General features: G+C 74.3%; 16 protein-coding genes. 4 read left to right on the top strand and 12 right to left on the bottom strand.

From position 1 onward, the window contains the following. Together AB0G11_RS28735 and AB0G11_RS28740 are read right to left on the bottom strand one after the other, a co-directional pair. Positions 1-732 (bottom strand): alpha/beta hydrolase, encoded by a 732-nt coding sequence (locus AB0G11_RS28735; protein ID WP_219507363.1) that lies wholly within the window; start codon positions 730-732, stop codon positions 1-3. Positions 733-823: 91 nt separating this feature from the next. After that, positions 824-1,219: a DUF4279 domain-containing protein gene (locus AB0G11_RS28740; RefSeq protein WP_357589592.1), complete on the bottom strand. Its 396-nt coding sequence runs from the start codon at positions 1,217-1,219 to the stop codon at positions 824-826. Positions 1,220-1,717: 498 nt separating this feature from the next. Here AB0G11_RS28740 and AB0G11_RS28745 point away from each other — a divergent pair, with 498 nt between their 5' ends. From AB0G11_RS28745 to AB0G11_RS28755, 3 genes are all read left to right on the top strand, one after another. Further along, on the top strand, positions 1,718-2,764 hold the full coding sequence (locus AB0G11_RS28745) for a serine hydrolase domain-containing protein (protein WP_357589594.1): 1,047 nt from the start codon (positions 1,718-1,720) through the stop codon (positions 2,762-2,764). A gap of 132 nt (positions 2,765-2,896) precedes the next feature. Next, on the top strand, positions 2,897-4,063 hold the full coding sequence (locus tag AB0G11_RS28750; protein ID WP_357589596.1) for an FAD-dependent monooxygenase: 1,167 nt from the start codon (positions 2,897-2,899) through the stop codon (positions 4,061-4,063). A 156-nt stretch (positions 4,064-4,219) separates the two neighbouring features. Continuing rightward, positions 4,220-5,365 carry an enolase C-terminal domain-like protein gene (locus tag AB0G11_RS28755; protein ID WP_357589598.1) on the top strand — a complete coding sequence of 382 codons (1,146 nt, stop codon included), beginning with the start codon at positions 4,220-4,222 and terminating at the stop codon, positions 5,363-5,365. A 66-nt stretch (positions 5,366-5,431) separates the two neighbouring features. On the opposite strand, the gene AB0G11_RS28760 is transcribed toward AB0G11_RS28755, so the two are convergent. The 10 genes from AB0G11_RS28760 to AB0G11_RS28805 all read right to left on the bottom strand — a co-directional run bounded on the left by AB0G11_RS28760 (position 5,432) and on the right by AB0G11_RS28805 (position 17,355). Further along, complete coding sequence (locus AB0G11_RS28760; protein WP_219507356.1) at positions 5,432-6,439, bottom strand: dihydrodipicolinate synthase family protein; 1,008 nt, start codon at positions 6,437-6,439, stop codon at positions 5,432-5,434. Position 6,440: 1 nt separating this feature from the next. After that, the gene (locus AB0G11_RS28765) at positions 6,441-7,466 is read right to left on the bottom strand and encodes an epimerase (RefSeq protein WP_357589600.1); all 1,026 of its coding nucleotides are present in this window, start codon (positions 7,464-7,466) and stop codon (positions 6,441-6,443) included. Further along, positions 7,453-8,919: a beta-N-acetylhexosaminidase gene (locus AB0G11_RS28770; RefSeq protein ID WP_357589602.1), complete on the bottom strand. Its 1,467-nt coding sequence runs from the start codon at positions 8,917-8,919 to the stop codon at positions 7,453-7,455. The genes AB0G11_RS28765 and AB0G11_RS28770 overlap by 14 nt, the downstream gene beginning before the upstream one ends. Beyond that, complete coding sequence (locus AB0G11_RS28775) at positions 8,916-9,686, bottom strand: sugar phosphate isomerase/epimerase family protein (protein ID WP_219507352.1); 771 nt, start codon at positions 9,684-9,686, stop codon at positions 8,916-8,918. Before AB0G11_RS28775 ends, AB0G11_RS28770 begins: the two co-directional genes overlap by 4 nt. Then, on the bottom strand, positions 9,683-10,690 hold the full coding sequence (locus AB0G11_RS28780; RefSeq protein ID WP_219507351.1) for a Gfo/Idh/MocA family oxidoreductase: 1,008 nt from the start codon (positions 10,688-10,690) through the stop codon (positions 9,683-9,685). The genes AB0G11_RS28775 and AB0G11_RS28780 overlap by 4 nt, the downstream gene beginning before the upstream one ends. A 36-nt stretch (positions 10,691-10,726) precedes the next feature. Next, positions 10,727-11,539, bottom strand: a complete 813-nt coding sequence (locus AB0G11_RS28785) for a carbohydrate ABC transporter permease (protein WP_357589604.1) — start codon at positions 11,537-11,539, stop codon at positions 10,727-10,729. Further along, on the bottom strand, positions 11,532-12,464 hold the full coding sequence (locus tag AB0G11_RS28790) for a sugar ABC transporter permease (RefSeq protein ID WP_219507349.1): 933 nt from the start codon (positions 12,462-12,464) through the stop codon (positions 11,532-11,534). Before AB0G11_RS28790 ends, AB0G11_RS28785 begins: the two co-directional genes overlap by 8 nt. After that, a complete protein-coding gene (locus tag AB0G11_RS28795; RefSeq protein WP_357589606.1) occupies positions 12,461-13,756 on the bottom strand; it encodes a sugar ABC transporter substrate-binding protein in 1,296 nt (431 codons plus the stop codon). The genes AB0G11_RS28790 and AB0G11_RS28795 overlap by 4 nt, the downstream gene beginning before the upstream one ends. A 139-nt stretch (positions 13,757-13,895) precedes the next feature. Next, on the bottom strand, positions 13,896-15,017 hold the full coding sequence (locus tag AB0G11_RS28800; protein WP_219507346.1) for a GntR family transcriptional regulator: 1,122 nt from the start codon (positions 15,015-15,017) through the stop codon (positions 13,896-13,898). 127 nt (positions 15,018-15,144) lie between these two features. Further along, positions 15,145-17,355, bottom strand: a complete 2,211-nt coding sequence (locus tag AB0G11_RS28805) for an Ig-like domain-containing protein (RefSeq protein ID WP_357589608.1) — start codon at positions 17,353-17,355, stop codon at positions 15,145-15,147. A gap of 231 nt (positions 17,356-17,586) precedes the next feature. On the opposite strand from AB0G11_RS28805, the gene AB0G11_RS28810 reads away from it, so the two are divergent. Further along, positions 17,587-18,771: an SGNH/GDSL hydrolase family protein gene (locus tag AB0G11_RS28810; protein WP_357589609.1), complete on the top strand. Its 1,185-nt coding sequence runs from the start codon at positions 17,587-17,589 to the stop codon at positions 18,769-18,771. The last annotated feature ends 21 nt before the right edge of the window (positions 18,772-18,792 follow it).

Raw genomic sequence — 18,792 nt, forward strand, 5'->3', positions numbered from 1 at the left:
TCAGGCCAGCCAGGCGCGCACCCGCTCGGCGAACCAGGCCGGGCGCTGGAGCGGGATGCCGTGCCCGGCCCCTTCGACGATCTCCAGCCCGCTGCCCGGCAGCGCCTCGTGCAGCAGCCGGGCCGACGCCAGCATGACGCGCCGCTCCCGCCCGCCCGCGAGGACCAGCGCCGCCCGGGGGAAGCGCGCCCACCCCGGCGGGACGGTGAAGCGGATGTTCTCGCCCACGGCCGCCAGCAGGGTCTGCTTCGACACGGCCGCGGACGTGCGGACGTAGTCGCCGAGCAGCTCGTCCGGCACGAACAGCGCCTTGGCCTGCGCCCTGGCGAACCACTCCCGGCCGGCCAGCCCCGCCGTCGCGCCGAGCAGGCCGAGCGTGAGGCCGGGTGCCGCGCTGGGCCGGGCCTGCGCGCTCACCACCATGACCCGCTCCACCAGCTCCGGCGCCTCGGCGGCCAGCAGGACGGCGAGCTGAGCGCCCAGCGAGAACCCCGCCACGCGGACGCGCCCGCCCTGCTCGCCGAGGACCCGGATCAGCGCCTCGACCGTGCGGCCGTGGGAGTGGTACGGCTCGCCGGCGCTGCGGTCATGGCCTGGTAGGTCCGGGACGATCAGCCGGTGATCGCGCGACAGCCGCTCGCGGACCGGCTCCCACATCCAGCCGGCGACCCCGCCCCCGTGCAGCAGGAGCACCGGCGGCGCGCCGGCCGGACCGTACGTCTCGACATGCATCCGAACAGCTCCCCGTATCACCTGCGGCGGACCGCCAACCTATCGCGCCGGGCCGGGGCGCCTCGGGGGCGCCTCGGGGGCGCGGTGCCGGTCACAGGTCGTGGCCGTACTCGTCGACGTCGAGCTCGGCGCGGGTGGCGCGCAGGAAGTCCAGGACGTGCCGGTCCAGATGCCATCCCAGCGGCCGGTCCGGGGTGCCGGCGGCGGGGGCCTCGTCGGTGAAGAAGCGGACCACCTGGAGGGTCGCCGAGTTCCCCGGCTCGCGCCGGTCCAGCTCGCCGGCCAGGTCGCCGATCGCCTCCGCGTACGGGTACAGGCGCTCCACCAGGGTCAGGATCATGTCGTCCAGCGGCAGGCTCGACCGGGGCGGGCCGTCGACCCGCCACAGGTGCACGGCCGGGTGGGGCGGGTCGGACAGTTTGCTGCCCATGACCGTGATCCTGTCCGGTTCGAGGGCGAGGCGGGCCGTCATCTCCGCCGCTGGCATGCGTTCACTCTTCAGTGCGAAATACACGTACTGCTCGACCTGCACGGCCCTCCGTTCCCGAACGTGTCCCCGGCCGCCCGGACGTGCCCGGTCCAGGGCGTGATCCGTCGGCCGAGGGTGCCGCCCGACAGCATGTCATGATCGGCCTCGCACCCCCACAGCAGGAGCGACGTGCCGGTCCACCCGGCTGCCGCGTCGCCGCACCGGCCGGCGGCCCGGACACCGGCAGCGGGCTGACCTGCCGGGGACGGAACTCTCCGGCCCGGACAGGACCCGCGCCGCGACGGATCCGGTGATCAGCAGCAGTACGGCACACGACACGATGGCCCAGCCCCGTCGGCGCACGGCCGTAGAAGGTAGCAGAGCGGTGGAAACGGCTGGCCGCCCCTGTTCCGGTAGGGCCCGCCCTACCGGAACAGACGCGCCCGCATGACTGATCTTGACCCCGGAACGCCCAAAGATGAGGACATCACCACCTAACGCAGGAGATGTCCTCTGATGCACAAGCACCTCGCCGTCGCTGCCGCCGCTGTCACGCTGCTGGGAGCCGTCGCCGCGCCCGCCGCGGCCGCCCCCCGCCTGAGCGTGCAGCAGCAGGCCGACCGGTTGACCCGGCAGGACGGCCTGGCCGGCGCGATGGTCTCGGTGCGGGAGCGCGACGGCCGGACGGCCACGTGGACCTCCGGCACCGCCGAGCGGGGCACGGGCAGGCCGATGGTCGGCGGCCACGGCCGCTTCCGCGCCGCCAGCGTGACCAAGCCGGTGATCGCGGCGACGGTGATGCGCCTGGTCGCGGCGGGCAAGGTGAGCCTGGACGAGCAGGCGGAGCACTACCTGCCCGGCTCGCTGGGCGGCGCCCGCGTCACCGTGCGCCAGCTGCTCCAGCACACCAGCGGCCTGCCCGAGTACTTCGACCTGGTCGACTGGACCAAGCCGGCTTCCCCCGCCGAGCACCTGGCCCTCGCCCTGACCCGCCCGCTGGGCAAGCCGGGCGCGCAGTGGTCCTACTCCAACACCAACTACCTGGTCATCGGCATGATCATCGAGAAGGTGACCGGCAAGGACTTCCGGCGCGTGTCCGAGCAGGGCGTGCTCAAGGGCCTGCCCGGCACGTACTGGCCCAAGCCGGGCGAACTCGGCATCCGCGGCCGGCACGCCCACACGTACGGGCTCAACCCCGCCGCGCCGGAGGACGGCGAGACGGACACGACGCGGCTTCCCGCCCACGCCTTCGGCGCCGGCGGCGGCCTCGTCTCCACGCCGGACGACCTCAACCGCTTCTGGCAGAGCGTCCCCGAGCGCACCCTGCGCACCATGCTCGCCGGGGCCGTCCCCGCCTCCGACCCCCGGGGCAGCCGGTACGGGCTCGGCGTCTACACCTATCCGCTGAGCTGTGGGCGGGTCTGGATGCACGACGGCGGGCTGCCGGGCACGCGCGTGCTCAGCGGGCGCACCCGCGAGGGCCGGGCCGCCACCGTCTACGCCACGGGCACCCCGAAGAGCGACCGGCACCTGTTCGCCACCCTCGACGCCGCCCTGTGCTGACTTCGGTGAATCCGGGAGTCCGCCCCCGCCGTGCCCCCGCCGTGCCCCCGCCGCACCCCCGTGCGGGGCCCTTGCTAAGATCACTTTTCGTACCATACGAGATGGTATGTTGATCACGCTGGGGGTAAGACGGTGACTTCCTCGTCCGCGCTCGTCGTCGGCGGCGGCATCGGCGGTCTGGCGACCGCGATCGGGCTTCGCCGTAACGGCTGGCAGGTGACGCTGCTGGAACGCGCGCCCGCGTTCCGGCCGCTGGGCTCCGGCATCACCCTGGCGCCCAACGCCGTGCGCGCGCTGGACGCGCTCGGACTGGGCGCCGAGCTCCGCGCCAGGGGCATGGCGCAGGGCTCGGCCGGGCTGCGCAGGCCGTCAGGGCGCTGGATCATGCGCGGAAGGGTTCAGGACCTGGAGCGCCGCATGGGCGTGCCGGCCTTCGCGCTGCACCGGGCCGACCTCCACGACCTGCTGATCGGCGCACTCCAGGACGCCGACATCCGGCTCGGCCACACGCTCACCGGCCTGCCGGGACCGGGCACGGTGGCCTTCGACGGGCCCGACGGCCCGGGGGAGCTGACCGCCGACCTGATCGTGGGGGCGGACGGCATCCGTAGCAAGCTGCGCCGGATCCTGTTCCCCGCCCATCCGGGCCCCGTCTACGCCGGCTACATCACCTGGCGCGGCATCGTCGCCGCCGATAGCACTCCCGCCGGGATGTCCAGGTCCATCACCGAGAGCTGGGGACGCGGACGGCGCTTCGGCGTGATCCCCCTGGCCGACGGGCGCGTCTACTGGTACGCCACCCAGTCCTGCCCCGAGGGCGCCGGGGCGGGCGACACCCTGGCCCAGCTCGGGGCCCGGTTCGCGAGCTGGCACCGGCCCATCCCCCAGCTCCTCGCCGCCACCTCGCCCGACGCCCTGATCAGGCACGACATCCACTCCCTCGTCACCCCCTTGGAGACCTACGTCTCGGGCCGGGTGGCCCTGCTGGGCGACGCGGCGCACGCGCTGACCCCCGACCTCGGCCAGGGCGCGGCCCAGGCGCTGGAGGACGCGGTCACCCTGACGGCGTTCGCGAGCTCCCGGAGCGGCGTCGAGGAGGCGCTCGTGCGCTACGACCGGGCGAGGCGGCCCAGGGCGCAGCAGGTGGTGCGGACGTCGGCCCAGGTCGGCCGCATCATCCAGCTCCGCAACCCCGTGGGCGCGGCCGTGCGCGACACGCTCGCCTCCCTGGTCCCGGCCGACACCTACCTGAACGCGACCGCCCGGACCCTCGACTGGCACCCGCCCCGCCCGGCCTGAGCCGGCCGCGGATCGGCAATGGCCGGACTTTCGCCCGGGGCGCCGTTGTTCCGGACCCATGAATTCATTCCGTGAATTATGCCTTTTCTGCCTTCATGCTATTTTGGCATTTCGCGATAAAAGAAAAGGCATCAATTCATGCTGTGGGAGTCGTCGATGGATTCGCTGGTCGTCGAGCGGGTGGAGACCTTCGTCGTGGAATTGCCGGCGATCCGGTCGTTCAGCATCTCGCGCGGGAGCGTCACCAGCCCCGACCGGCCCGCCGTCCGCGTGCTGGTGAAGGTGACCGCCGGTGGGCTCACCGGCTGGGGCGAGGCGACGCCGACGCCCGCGTGGACGTACGAGACCACCGAGTCGATCTCGACGACGATCCACCACTACCTCGCCCCGGCCCTGATCGGCCGGCCCGCCTGGGACTTCGACGGGGCCGGCGCGGCCTTCGAGAAGGTGATCAACCGGGGGCTGACGATCGGCTCCCCGATCGCCAAGTCGGCGCTCGACCTGGCGCTGCACGACCTGATCGGGCGGGCGCTCGGCGTGCCCGTCGGCGTGCTGTGGGGGCAGCGCAGGCTCGACCGGATCAAACTGGGCTGGATCGTCGCCGGTCAGACCGCCGACGAGGTGCGGCGGGCGGTCGAGGAAGGCCGCGAGCACGGCTACGGGGCATACAAGGTCAAGGTGGGGCTGCACGACGAGGCGACGGACTACGCCGTCGTGGCGGCGGTCCGGCGGGCCGCGCCGGACGCGCCCGTCTGGGTGGACGCCAACCAGGCCTACACCGTCGACGGCGCGCTGCGGATGGCCCGCAGGCTGGCCGACCTGGACGTGTCGGCGTTCGAGCAGCCGCTGCCCGCCAACGACCTCACCGGCCTGCGGCGGCTGCGCGACCACAGCCCGCTGCCGGTGGCCCTGGACGAGAGCCTGCGGCACCCGTCGGACCTGGCCACGTTCGTGAAGCTCGACGCGGTGGACATCGCCATCGCCAAGGTGCAGCGGTCGGGCGGCCTCACGCTGTCGCGCCGCCTGTGCCAGCTCGCCGAGGACGCCGGGCTCCGCATCATGGGGTCGGGGCTGACCGACACCGACCTCGGGTTCGCCGCGTCGCTGCACCTGTTCGCGGCGTTCGGCGTGGACACGCCGGTGGACCTGAACGGCCGGCAGTTCGTCCGGTCGGCGTACGTCGGGGGGAGCACGGTGGAGGTCGTGGACGGCGCCGCACTGGTGCCGTCCGGTCCGGGGCTCGGGGTCGAGGTGGACGAGCAGGCCGTCCGCTCGCTGGCCACCGCCCACTGGACCGCCTGACCCCTCGAACGGCCGGAAGGACCGGGGCGGTCCTCCCGCCCCGGCCCTTCCGGCCCGCGCGCCGGGTCAGCGGAGCCAGTCGTCCAGGTGGGCGGCCACGAAGTCGTCGTCCACCAGCCACGGGTACGCCGCTCGCACCCGGGCGATCTCCTCCGCCTGCCCCGGCGACAGGGTCTCCTCCGGGTCCAGGCACCACGTCCCGGCCAGCAGCCCCTGCCCGCGCAGCACCTCGTGCACGCCGGCGACGCAGCCGCGGAAGCCGCCCGCCACGTCGAAGACGGCGCCGTTGGCGTCGGTGAGGTCGGCGGCGCGGGCCAGCAGCGAGCGCAGGGCCGCGTCGTCCCCGGCCCGCGCCCGCCGCACCTCCTCGAACATGAGCACGGCCGCCCGGGTCCACACCGCCCACTGGCCGAGCAGCCCGCCGGCGACGCGGTGGCCGGCGAACGAGGTGAGCAGGTCGCCCAGGATGTTGTCGTCGTTGCCCGTGTAGAGGGCGACGTCGCCGCCGCGGCCCGACTCGGCGACCGCCCTGGCCACGTCCACCGTGCGGTAGCGGTCGAACGGCGCCGTCTTGATCGCCACCACGGACTCCTGCCGGCTCAGCCCCCGCCAGAAGGCCGGGCTCAGCCGCTGTCCCCCGACCGCCTCCTGCAGGTAGAAGCCGATGACGGGCAGCACCTCGCCGACGGCCCTGGCCCGCTCCAGCAGCTCCGGCTCGCTCGCGCCGGGCACGGAGGGCGACAGCAGCACCGCGTGGTAGCCGAGCGAGGCGGCCAGCTCCGCCTCGGCGACGGCCTGGGCGGTGCCGCCGCAGGCCCCGGCGACCAGCACGAACGGCCGTCCGGACTCCTTGGCCACCACCTCCGCGGCGAGCTCCAGGACCGGCCGGAGCAGCCCGGCCTCGCGGATGGCGAACTGCGTGGTGTGCACGCCGACGGCCACCCCGCCGGCCCCGGCGGCCAGGTAGTAGCGGGTGAGCGCGCGCTGGCGGCGCTCGTCCAGGGTGCGGGCGGCGGTGAGCGCCAGCGGGTGGGCGGGGATGACGCTCCCCTCCCTGAGCAGGTCGATCGACACGTCAGAACCTCCCGTCGCGTACGGAGAACTTGGTCGGCTTGCCCGCCAGCGGCAGGCCGCGCGTCAGCCAGGCGGCCTGCCAGGCGACGAGGGTGTCCAGGGGGACGTCCGGGTAGCCGAACAGGCCGTGGCAGCGGGAGGCGTCGCTGAGCAGCGCCGTGCCGGACTCCTCCCCGGCGAAGCGGGGCCCGGCGCCGAGGAGTGCGGCCAGCCGGGTGGCGGCGCGCCGCACGGAGGCGGTCTCCGGCCCGGTCAGGTTGAGCACGAACGGCTCCGGGGCGCGCGCGTGCAGCAGCGACCGCAGCGCGACCTCGTTGGCGTAGCCCTGCCAGACGACGTTGACGTGGCCGGTCGTGACGTCCACGGGCCGGCCGTCCCGCACGGCCGAGGCGAGGTCGGCCAGCACGCCGTAACGCAGGTCCACGGCGTAGGACAGCCGCAGGATCGCCACCCGCGCGCCGAGGACGGCGGCGGCGTGCTCGAAGACGCGTTCGCGGCCCAGGCAGCTCATGGCGTACTCGCCGACCGGGCCGGGCTCGTCGTCCTCGGCGCTGCCGCCCCGGGTCACGTCCACGAGCGGGTACACGTTGCCGGTGGAGAACGCGGCGATGGCGGCGTCGCGGTAGCGGCGCCCGACCGCGGCAGGCAGCGCGGCGTTGACCGCCCACGCCCGGTACGGCTCGGCCGAGGTGCCGAACTTGGCCCCGGCCAGGAACACGACGCCGCCGGCGTCGGGCAGCCCGGCCAGGTCGTCGCCGCCCATGAGGTCGTGGCGGACGACGTCCACCCCGTCCTCGCGCAGCGCCCGCGCCGCCGCCTCGTCCGACCAGCGCGAGACCGCGTGCACGCGGGTCCCGGAGCGCCCGGCGGCGTCCAGGGCGCGGCGGGCCAGCCGGGCCAGGCTGGGGCCCATCTTGCCGCCAGCGCCGAGGAGGACGAGGTCGCCGTCGAGCCGGGCGGCGTCGGCGACCAGCGCGGCCGACGGGGTGGCCAGCCGCTCCTCGAGCTCCTTCTCAGACCCGAACATGCCGCGCTCCTTCCGCGAGGCCGGAGGCCCTGGCGTGGCCGGGCCGCCGGTAACGCACGCCGAGCTCGTCGAGCAGCGGCAGGTGGGCCGACAGGCGGCGGGTGAAGCCGCCCAGGTCCCGGCCCCGTGACCAGGCGGCCTCGGCGACCGCGCACAGCCGGGGGAAGGCGTTGTAGTCGAACCGCTCGCGCGTGGGCAGGTACTCGCCCCACAGCTGGGCCTGCAGGCCGAGGACGGCGTCACCGGCGTCGAACCCGTAGACGGTCTCCAGCGGCAGCGGCCCGGAGATGCTGACGGGCTCGCCCGGCCCGTCGGACTCGGCGTAGTCGAGGTAGGTGTGCGTGTGCGGGGCGGCGACCACGTCGTGCCCGGCGCGCAGCGCGGCCTCCACCCGGTCCACGCCCCGCCACGCCATGATCACCATGTCCTCGGGCGGGTCGTGGTCGAGCATGTCGTCCCAGGCGACCGCGCGGCGGCCGAGCCCGCGCAGGTGACCGGCCAGCAGGCGGCCCCACCAGCCGAGCAGGGCGGCGGGACCGGGCAGCCCCTCGTCCGCCACGCGCCGCGCGGCCTCGGGGCTGCGCGCCCACTCCTCGCCGCGGACCTCGTCCCCGCCGATGTGCACGTACGGGGACGGGAACACCTCGCACAGCTCGTCGAGCACGTCGCGGGCGAACGCGACGGCGCGGTCGCCGACGTTCAGCACGTGCGGCGAGATGCCCCAGGTGGTGCGCACCTCGACGGGCTCGTCACCGGGGTGGCCGAGCCACGGGCAGGCGGCGACGGCGGCCTGGGAGTGGCCGGGGAACTCGATCTCGGGGACCACGGTGACGCCGCGCGCCGCCGCGTACGCGGCCAGCTCCCGCAGCTCGCGCTGGGTGTAGAAGCCGCCGTGCGGGGTGTCGTCGGACACGCCGTCGCGGGCGTGCCCGGCCGGGGACCGCCTCCGGTACGCGCCGGCCTCGGTGAGGCGGGGATGGGCGCGGACCTCGAAGCGCCAGCCCTGGTCGTCGGTGAGGTGCAGGTGCAGGACGTTGAACTTGTGCAACGCCAGCAGATCCACGTACGCGTACAGGAAGGACAAGGGCCGCCACCAGCGGGCGACGTCGATCATGACGCCGCGCCAGGCGTGCCGGGGGACGTCCCGCACGGTGCCGCACGGCAGGCCGGCGGGGGTGCGGAGCTGGCGCATGGTCTGCACGCCCCACCGCAGCCCGGCCTCGGCGGCGGCGGCCACGTCGGCGCGCTCGGGCGTGACGGTGAGGACGTAGCCCTCCGGGCCCAGGGCGGCGTCGTCCACGAGCCGCAGCGTGATCTCGGCCGGGCCGTCGCCGTCCGGGGGCAGGCCGAGCAGGTCGCGGGCGAGCCCGGCCTGCGGCCCGCGCACCCGCGCGCCGGCGCCGAGCGGGAACAGCCCTTCGCCCGGCCGCCACGAGGTGACCTGGGGGATCATCGGCCGAGCACCTCCCGGAAGGCGGTCAGGGCTGCGCCGACGGGCGGCGCGTCGGGGTACCAGACGCGCTCCCACTCCAGGGCCAGGTAGCCGGCGTAGCCGATGCGGTCCAGCTCGGCCAGCACGGCGGGCACGCCGACGGCGCCGTGGCCGGGCAGCACCGGCGCCAGGTCGGCGGGCGAGGCGGCGTCCTTGATCTGCACGTGCCGCAGGTGCGGCGCGAGCAGGTCGGCGGTGCGCGCGGGCGGCTCGCCGGCCCGCCACGGGTTCACGACGTCCCACAGGGCGCCGACGCGCTCCGAGCCGACCCCGGACAGCACCGCCGCCACGGCCTGGCCGGTGAGGAACACGTCGTGGGTCTCCAGCAGGACGTCCACGCCGTTGCCCGGCAGCCGGGCGGCGACCTCGGCCAGCCGCTCGGTGGCGGCCGGGGCGGGGTCGGCCTGGCCTTCGACGCCGCCGAAGACGCGGACGTAGCGGGCGCCGAGCGCCTCGGCGATCTCGACGTGGCGCAGCACCTCGGCGACGGGGTCGCCGTCGGGGCGGGCCACGCGGGTGTAGGAGCAGACGGCGACGATCTCGACGCCGGCCTCGGCGAAGGCGCGCTCGACCGCGCGCAGCTCGGCGGCCGTGCTGTCAGGCGCGATGAGGTCGCCGTCGGCGCACCGCAGCTCGACGCCGGCGCAGCCGTGTTCGGCGGCGATCCGGACGACCTCGTCGACAGGGGCTCCGGGGGTGCCGAGCGTGCTGAAGGCGAGCGGGTTCACGGGTGTCCTTTCACGGTGACGGTGGAGCCGAGACGGGCCGACTCGTAGACGGCCAGGGCGACGTCCAGGACGGACAGCGCGTACTCGGGGGTGACCTGGGGCGGGGTGCGCCCGGCGCAGGCGCGGGCGAAGTCGTCGAGCTGGGCGGCGAAGGCCGCGGCCATCTCGCCGGGCTCGGGGGCGGCCACCTGGGTGGCGGCGCCGGCGCGGAAGGACCACACGCCGTCGCCGCGGCTGATCCGCACCGCCCCCTCGCCGCAGACGATCTCGGTCTCGTCGGTGAACGGCAGGCCGGTGCCGGTGACGTTGATCGTCGAGCGGGTGCCGTCCGCGTGCCGGGCCAGCGCGACCGCCTCGGTCTCCACGGCCTTGCCGCCGGGCACGGCCACGTGCGCGGTCACCTCGGTGATCGGGGAGCCGACGAGCATCTGGAGCTTGTCGATGCTGTGGGTGCCGACGTTGAGCACGATCCCCCCGCCCGCCATGCCGGCGTCGAGGAACCAGCGCGGCCGGGCCGGGTCGGCGTAGTCGGCGGTGCGCCGCTCGGAGGCCACCACGACGCCGCCCAGCTCGCCGGAGGACAGGTAGGCCGCCGCGGCGCGCAGCGTCGGCACGAAGCGCAGCACGTGGCCGGCGGCGAGCACGACGCCGGCGGCGCGGCACGCCTCGATCATGGCGAGGGCGTCCTCGCGCGTGGTGGCGATGGGCTTCTCCACGAGCACGTGCAACCCGGCCGCGGCGGCGTCGAGCGTGATGGGGGCGTGCAGGGCGTGCGGGACCGTGACGACGACCGCGTCGAGGCCGCCCGCGTCGAGCATCGCCCGATGGTCGGTGTGGACGCGGGCGCCGGCCTCGGCGGCCAGCTTCTCCGCCGCCTCGGCGCGCACGTCGCACACCGCGACGACGTTCACCCGCCCGGCGCTCCGGCGGGCGGCCGCCAGGTGGAACTCGGCGATGGTGCCCGCGCCGATGACGCCCAGGCGCAGCCCGGATGTAATGGTCACGATGTCCTTTCTGAGGTGGACGGGGCTGAGAGGGGCTCAGCCCTTGAGTCCCGCGGACATGGTTCCGCGGACGAAGTAGCGCTGGGCCAGCACGAACACCACGAGCATCGGCAGGAGGCTCATCATGGCCGCGGCCGTGACGAGCTGGTCGTTGCCCACCCACTGCCCCTTGAGGCTCAGCACGCCGACGGGCAGCGTGTAGTTCTCCGGCGAGGTGAGGTAGACGACCGGCTCCAGCACGGCCTTCCACGAGGTGGTGAACGTGAAGACGGCCAGCGTGGCCAGGGCGGGCTTGGCCAGCGGGAGGTGCACCCGCCAGAACACCTGCCACGGGTTGGCGCCGTCCAGGCCGGCGGCCTCCTCGAAGTCCCTGGGGATGGCCAGGAACGTCTGCCGCATCAGGAAGATCCCGATGGGCGTGGCGAGCCAGTACGGCACGATGAGCGGCAGCAGCGTGTCCAGCCAGCCCAGCGACCGGAACAGCAGGAAGTTCGGCACGATCGTGATGACGGTGGGCAGCATCATCGTGCCGAGCGCCATCGTGAGCAGGGCCTGCTTGCCGGGCAGGCGCATCCTGGCCAGGGCGTGGCCGACGGTCGCGCTGGTGACGACGTTGCCGATCACCGCCAGCACGGCGATCACGAGGCTGTTGACCAGGTAGATCCCGAACGGGGCGCGTTCCCACACCTCGGCGTAGTTGCTCCACTGGACGGGGTCGGGGACCCACACCGGCGGCACCTGGATGTACTGGGCGAAGCTCTTGAGCGAGTTGCCCAGCGCCGCCAGGAACGGCACCAGCATGACCGCCGCCCCCGACAGGACCAGCAGGTACGACAGCGTCTTACGCATAGTGCACCCACCTGCGCTGGAGCCGGAACTGCACCAGGGTGAGCACGAGCACCAGCACGAACAGCACCCACGCCACGGCCGAGGCGTAGCCCATCTGGAAGAACTGGAAGCCCTGCCGGTACAGGTAGAGGACGGTCAGCTCGCTGGCGCCGTGCGGGCCGCCGTCGGTCATCACGTACACCTGCTCGAACGACTGCAGCGTCTCGATGGAGGTGAGCACCAGCACCAGGAACGTCGTGCCGGAGATCCCGGGCAGCGTGATGTAGCGGAAGCGGTTCCACGCCGAGGCGCCGTCGATCTTGGCCGCCTCGTACCGCTCCTCGGGGATGGCCTGCAGCCCGGCCAGGAACAGCACCATCATGTAGCCGACGCCCTTCCACACCGCGACGGCGGCCAGGGTGGGGATGACCAGGGCCGGGTCCTGCAGCCAGTTCTCGGCCGGCAGCCCGACCAGGGCGAGCACCTGGTTGGCGATGCCGGTCTGCGGGTTGAACACCGAGTCGGCGACGTAGGCGACCACCACCCACGAGGAGACCACCGGCACGAAGTAGGCGGCCCGGAACAGCGCCATGCCGCGCAGCCGCTGGTTGAGCGCCATCGCCAGCAGCAGCGCCAGCGCCGTCTGGGTGGGCACGAACAACACCGCGAAGTAGGCGGTGTTGCCGAGCGTGCGCCAGAACACCTCGTCGCCGAGCAGCCGGGAGAAGTTGCCGAACCCGACGAACGTGGGCGGGGACATCAGGTCGTAGTCGGTCATGCTGAAGAACAGCGAGGCCAGCACCGGCCAGGCGGTCAGCGCCACCAGGTGGAGCAGGTAGGGGGAGGCGAAGGCCAGGGCCCAGGCGCGTTCCCTGGCCCTGCGCGTGCGCGCCGTCGCGGGAGGCCCGGCGGCGACCGGCCGCGCCTTGCGGGTGAGGACCGTCACTGCGTCTGCCCCGCGTAGAAGCGGTCGATGACCTGCTGGGCCTCCTTCTGCCCGGTCGCCAGCGCCTCGGCCACCGGGGTGGCGCCCGACAGCGCCTCGTTGACGCGCTTGGCCAGGGCCTCGGTGTACTCCGACCAGACGGCGTTGGTGCCGAGCGTGTCCGAGGCGTCCAGCGCCTCCAGGAACACCGGGCCCCGGTCGGCGGGCAGCGCCGTGGCGGCGGCCTTCTTGTTGATCGGGATGGCCTCGCCGAGCTCGGCCCAGCGGCTCTGCGGCTTCTCGCCGGAGAAGTACGTGATCCACTTCCAGGCGGCGTCGGCCTGCTCGGGCGTGGCGGCCTTGCTGACCACCCACGAGTTGACGATGGCGACGTTCCCCCGGCCGCCGGGCCCCTTGGGCAGCGGGGCGACGCCGAAGTCGACCTTCGCGCTCATGGCGGGCAGGGTCCGGGCGTAGATGCCGTACGACATGGCCACGCGGCCGGTGGCGAACAGGGTGTGCACGGCGCCCTTGCCGAAGGACTCGGTGGTGACGTAGTCGGGGGCGAACCCGTCCTTGCCCATCGCGGCCAGCATCCAGTCGAGCGCGGCCCTGGACTCGGAGGTGTCGATGGCGACCTTGCGGTTGCCGTCGGTGACGACGTCGCCGCCGAACGCCTTGACGATGGGCCACCAGCTCTCGGTGAAGCCGGGGGAGTAGGCGCGGAAGCCGTAGGTGTCGGGCCTGCCGTCGCCGTTGGTGTCCTTGGTGAGCTTCCTGGCGGCGGCGGCCAGGTCGTCGTAGGTCCAGTCGGCGGTCGGCTCGGCCACGCCGGCCTCGGCGAACAGCTTCTTGTTGTAGAACAGCACGGGCGTCTGGGCGCCCTGGGGGAAGCCGTGGACGCGGCCCTTCCCGTCGCGGTTCAGCTCCAGGCCGGAGTAGGCGGCGGCGTCAACGGTCCTGACGCGGTCGGTGAGGTCGGCCAGCGCGCCGCGGGCGGCGAACTCCTGCACGAGCACGCCGTCCGACAGCCACACCTGCGGCGCCTGGCCGCCGGCGATCTGCGTGCGCAGCCGCTCGAAGAACTTGACGTACGGTGCGACCTCCAGCTGCACCTTGATCGACGGGTTGGCGGCGGTGAACTCCTTGACCAGTTCCCGCATGAGCGTGTCGGCGGGGTCTCCGGCGCCGGCGTAGAAGCCGAGGCGCAGGGTGACGGCGCCCGGCTCCCCGGCCGGGCCGCCTCCGCACGACGCCGTCCCGGCCAGGGCGAGCACGGCCAGCGTGCCGGCGGCGAGCATGCGAACTTTCATGGGTCCTCCACGGGCGAAGGGGGGATCAGGGGGGTGAAGGGGACGAGCGCGTGCCTGGGACCGCGCGCGCCTCTCGGGGGGCGTGCGCGGTTGCCGGACCGTGCGCGTTCTGGGGGTGTGCGTTCTGAGGGTGTGCGTTCTAGGTGGGGACGCGTACTTCCACGAGGCTGCCGGAGGCGGCGCCGCAGGAGGCGCGCACGGCCAGGCGGGGCTGGAGCACCACGCGGCAGACCGGGGCGGCCGGGCCGAGCTCGATGCGGCGCAGCAGCAGCTCGGTCGCCATGCGGCCTACCTCGGCCTTGGGCGGCGACACGGCCGTCAGCGGCACCTCAGACAGGTCGGCGACCTCGTCGTCGTAGGCGACCACGGCGATGTCGTCGGGGACGGTGAGCCCGACCCGGCGCAGGTAGGGCAGCAGGGCGGTGGCCTCGCGGTCGCCCAGGCACACGACGGCGCGCACCTTCTCGGCGACCAGGGCGTTGGCGTAGGCGAGCAGGTCGGGGCCGGTCCAGACGGCCTGCCGGGCCGTGGCCGCCGGGATCTCCGGCAGGCCGAGGTCGGCGACGGCGCTGCGGAATCCGGCGAACACCTGCTCGGAGGTCGCGGTGCCGACGCGGCCGAGGTAGCCGATCCGGCTGCGGCCGAGCCCGCTCAGGTGCTGCACGGCCGCGTAGCCGCCGCCGGGCACGTCGGTGCAGACGTAGGAGGTCGGGTCGGCCGGCCTGGGGTCGGCCGGCCGGCGCTCGACCAGCACGTACGGCACCGGCAGCGTGCGCAGCCTGGCCAGGTGCGCGGCGGGGTCGGCGGCCAGGTGCAGGTTGGGCACCAGCAGCAGGCCGGCGACGCCGACGTCCACGAGCTGCTGGAGCTGGGCCGACTCGGTGGCGGGGTCGTAGTTGGAGCACGCGAGCACGAGCCGGACGCCGGCCGCGGTGGCGGCCCGCTCGATGCCCTCGACGATCCGGGGGAAGTAGTAGGTGGTGGACGGGACGAGCGCACCGATGAGCCGCGGCCCGGCGCCCGGGGTGGCCGTGACGGAGTTCGCCACGAACGTGCCCGACCCCTGCCGCCGGCGGACGAGCCCCTCCTCGACCAGGAGGTCCACGGCGCGGCGCACGGTGTTGACGCCGACCGCGTAGGTCCGGGCGAGCTCGGCCTCCGTCGGGAGTCTCGCGCCGACCGGCCAGCGGCCCTGGGCGATCTCCTGCCGCAGGCGGGCGGCGAGGGTGCGGAAGCGCCGACCCCTGGGGAGGGAATTCATTCCATCGGATGGCTCCATGACCGGATTCTTCGCCATATTCCGTCCATAAGTCAATCCTGAATTCATGCTTTATCCATTCGATAAATAGCATGAATTCATTCCTTTATTGCGGGCGTGCGTGCAGGGGTCACCAGGACGCGGTGACGTCCCGGTCGCGGTCATAGGCGCCGGCCCAGTAGCGGTCCGGGGCCGTCAGACGGTGCACGGCGAAGCCGGTCTCGCCCGTCGCCTGCTTCAGCGTCTCCGACGTGGCCGTGGCCCATCCGCCGGCGTCGGCGGTCACCGTCACGTACCGGCCGGCGGAGAAGGTGAACCGGCCCCGCACGGTGGCGGCCACCGGCTCCCCGGTCTCCTGGTCCACCACGCGCAGCCGCACCCGCGCCACGCCGTTCTCCAGCGTGACCGCCATCGACTCCACCACCGCCGGGCGCAGGCCGGTGCCGCCCGTCGTCACCGTCACCGGCGCGGAGGCGGGGCCGCGGTTCCCGGCCACGTCCACCGGGACGACCCGGTAGTGGTAGGCGGTGCCCGGCAGCAGCCCCGTGTCGGTGTGCGTCAGGCCGCGCGCCCGCCCGGCGAGCGTGTCCGCCCCCGGCGTGAAGCCCGCCCGCGCCGACCGGTGCACCTCGTAGAAGGCCACCTCCGTGTCGTCGCCGGCCCGGCCGTAGGCCAGGTCGACCGTGGCGTGCTCGAACGCCGTGGCAGTCGGCGGGGAGGCCACGCCGGTCGGCGGGCCCGCGTCGGCCGGCGGGTCCGGCCACCGGGCCGACGGCCCCCAGACCGTGGGCAGCTCGCGGTAGGAGTCGTAGTGGTGCAGCGCCACCCCGGCGAAGGCCGGGCTCGCCGAGAACGCCGTGTAGACCTTGGCCAGCTCGGCCTCCAGGGCGTCCCTGCCCTCCTCGCGGAAGGTGATGCTGGAAGGGTCGCCGCTGGTGGCGATGTCGAGCGTCTCGACCCCGACCACGACCGACAGCGGCTTGCCGATGCGCTCGGCGTAGGCCAGCTCGCCGGCGGCCTGCGCGATGATGCCCGCGCTCCCGTCGGCCGTGTCGCGGTAGTCCATGATCGCGATGTAGTCGGACAGGTCCTGCACGTGCTCCGACAGCGGCCGGGTGACGCCGCCGTACGGGACGGCCGTGCAGCACGCCGACACGTCCAGCCAGCGGGGCACCGCCGGCCCGAACAGCAGCGGCTGGCCGGAGGCGTCCCGTCGGGCGATCATCGCCCGCAGCGTGTCCAGCCACTGGATCTGCGGCTCCGGCTTGGCGCTGGCGAACCACGGCAGGATGTACGGCTCGATGTCCACGTTGATCCCGTCGAAGCGCTGCTCGGGCGCGGAGGACAGGTTGTAGTTCAGCACCCGCTCCATCTCCCGCACCGCGCGGTCGCGGTAGCGGGGCAGCGCCCCCAGGTACGGCGGCCGGGTGCCGCCGGCGACAGTGGCGTGCACCCGCATGCCGCGGCGGTGCGCCCAGGCCACGAAGTCGCGCAGCCGGGGCCGGGCGTCCTCGATCACGTCGCGCCCGGCGTGGACGTCCACGCCCAGGTAGATCGTCGAGCCGGGGTCGAGGACGGTCTCCAGCAGGCGGCGCGAGCCCGGGTTGAGCACCAGGTTGTAGGAGGCCTTCTCCCAGATCCACATCGCCCGGTCCTGCCGGTGCGGCACCGGCCGTTCCTTCTCGGCCGTGCCCAGCAGCACGTACCTGGTCGCGGACCGGGACACGTGGCCGCGCGCGTCCACCGCCTCGGCCTCCAGGCTCGCCGCCACGTCACCGTGGTGGGAGGGGGTCAGCAGCGCCGTGTAGCGCCCGGCCGCGCCGGTGGCGCGCGTCCACGGCCCGCCGTTGACCCGCACCCGCACCGTGCGCACGTCGTGGTCCCGCACGTCCACGCGGATCGGGGTGGGTTTGGAGAGCCGGGCGCCGTCGGCGGGCGCGGTGATCGCCACCTCGGGCGCGCGGGCCGCCGGGTTGTCCAGCCGCAGCGTCGTCGGCCGCGACCACACGCCGTAGCGGGTGCGGGCGTCGCTCGCCCTGGCGTAGACCTCGACGTCCCCGTGCAGGTCGCGGGTGTCCAGGTCGTAGGACCAGGTGCCGGTGTCGTCGGCGTCGGGGTCGCTGACGCGGGCCCGTTCGATCCGCTCGCCGCCGACGACGAGGGTCACGTCGTACGCGCCGGTGAATCGCCCGGCCAGGCGGACGACGCCGGGAGCCGTCTCGGCGGAGTCGATCACCACCGAGGGGGGTTCGACGGCGCCGGCGGCGGGCGGCGGCAGGGCCGCGACCCCGGTCAGGGCGAGCAGCAGCCCGCCGGAGATCCGCGAGAACCGTAAAGGCATGAGAGGCCACCTCTATAGGAATGAATCAGGGCCGGAGGAAGGAATGTCCGGGCAGAGCGCCCAGGAATGGCGCAACAATAACGGGAGGTTTCCGGAATAAAAATGGCGTGAATTCCCTCCTGCACGGCAGGCGACATAAGAGCGGCCGCCGGCAGAAATGTTTCGATAGCCTGACATGCGGCTTGTATGCTGCTGCGAACCCATCCCCCCGAAAAGTTTCGAGGTGCCGGCTTGCCGGACGAGCCCCGCTGGGTGACCACCTGGGCCTCGGCCCCCCAGCTCACCGAACCGGGCGACCTGCCGCCCGCCCCCTACACGCGCGACGGCCTCACCCTGGCGGGCAGCACGCTGCGGCAGACCGTGCGCGTCTCCGCCGGTGGGCCGAGGATCCGGCTGCGGCTGTCCAACGCGTTCGGCGGCGCCCCGCTGCGGCTCACCCGCGTCCTGCTGGCGCTGCCCCGCGACGGCCGGTCGGGGGAGCGCGCCGTCCGGCCGGGCACGTCCCGGCCGGTGACCTTCCACGGCCGGACCCCGGCCGTCGTGCCGCCCGGCGCGCACGTCGTCTCCGACCCGCTCGACCTGGACGTGCCGCCGCGCGCCGCGCTCACCGTCACCCTCCACCTCGCCGGCGGGCACCCGGCGGCGGGCCTCACCTCCCACCCCGGCTCCCGCACCACCTCCCACCTCGCTCCCGGCGACCAGGCAGGCGCCGCCGACCTGGCCGGCGCCACGCCCGTCGACCACTGGTACCTGCTCAGCGGCGTCGAGACGTGGTCCACGGCCTCCGCGCTCGCCCTGCTCGGCGACTCGCTCACCGACGGCCGGGGCTCCACCACCAACGGCGACGACCGCTGGCCCGACCGGCTCCTCGACCGGCTGCCGCCCGGCGCGGCCGCCGCCGTCGTCAACCAGGCGGCGGGCGGCAACCGGGTGCTCGCCGACGGCCTCGGCCCCGCCGCGCTGTCCCGCCTCGACCGCGACGTGCTCGCGCAGAGCGGCGTCGACCGGCTGCTCGTCTTCGAAGGCGTCAACGACCTCGGCACCGCCCCGCCCGCCCCGGACGCGCAGAAGGACGTCGGCGGCGAGCTGATCGCCGCCTACCACCAGATCGTCGTGCGCGCCCAGGCGCGCGGCATGCTCGTGTACGGCGCCACGCTCACGCCGTTCGGCGGCCACGTCCCGTACGACGATCCGGACGGCCACCGCGAGGCCGCCCGGCAGGAGGTCAACGCCTGGATACGCGGCGGCGGCGCGTTCGACGCGGTGGTGGACTTCGACCGGGCGGCCCGCGACCCGGCGGACCCCCGGAGGCTGCGCCCGGCCTACGACGAGGGCGATCACCTGCACCTCAACCCGGCCGGCTACCGGGCGCTCGCCGCCGCCTTCCCGCTGGATCTGCTCACGGCGACGCGGTGACGGGCCACGTCTCTTTTGGTG

This window comes from Nonomuraea sp. NPDC023979 (genome assembly GCF_040639085.1).
GTDB classification, from domain to species: domain Bacteria; phylum Actinomycetota; class Actinomycetes; order Streptosporangiales; family Streptosporangiaceae; genus Nonomuraea; species Nonomuraea ceibae.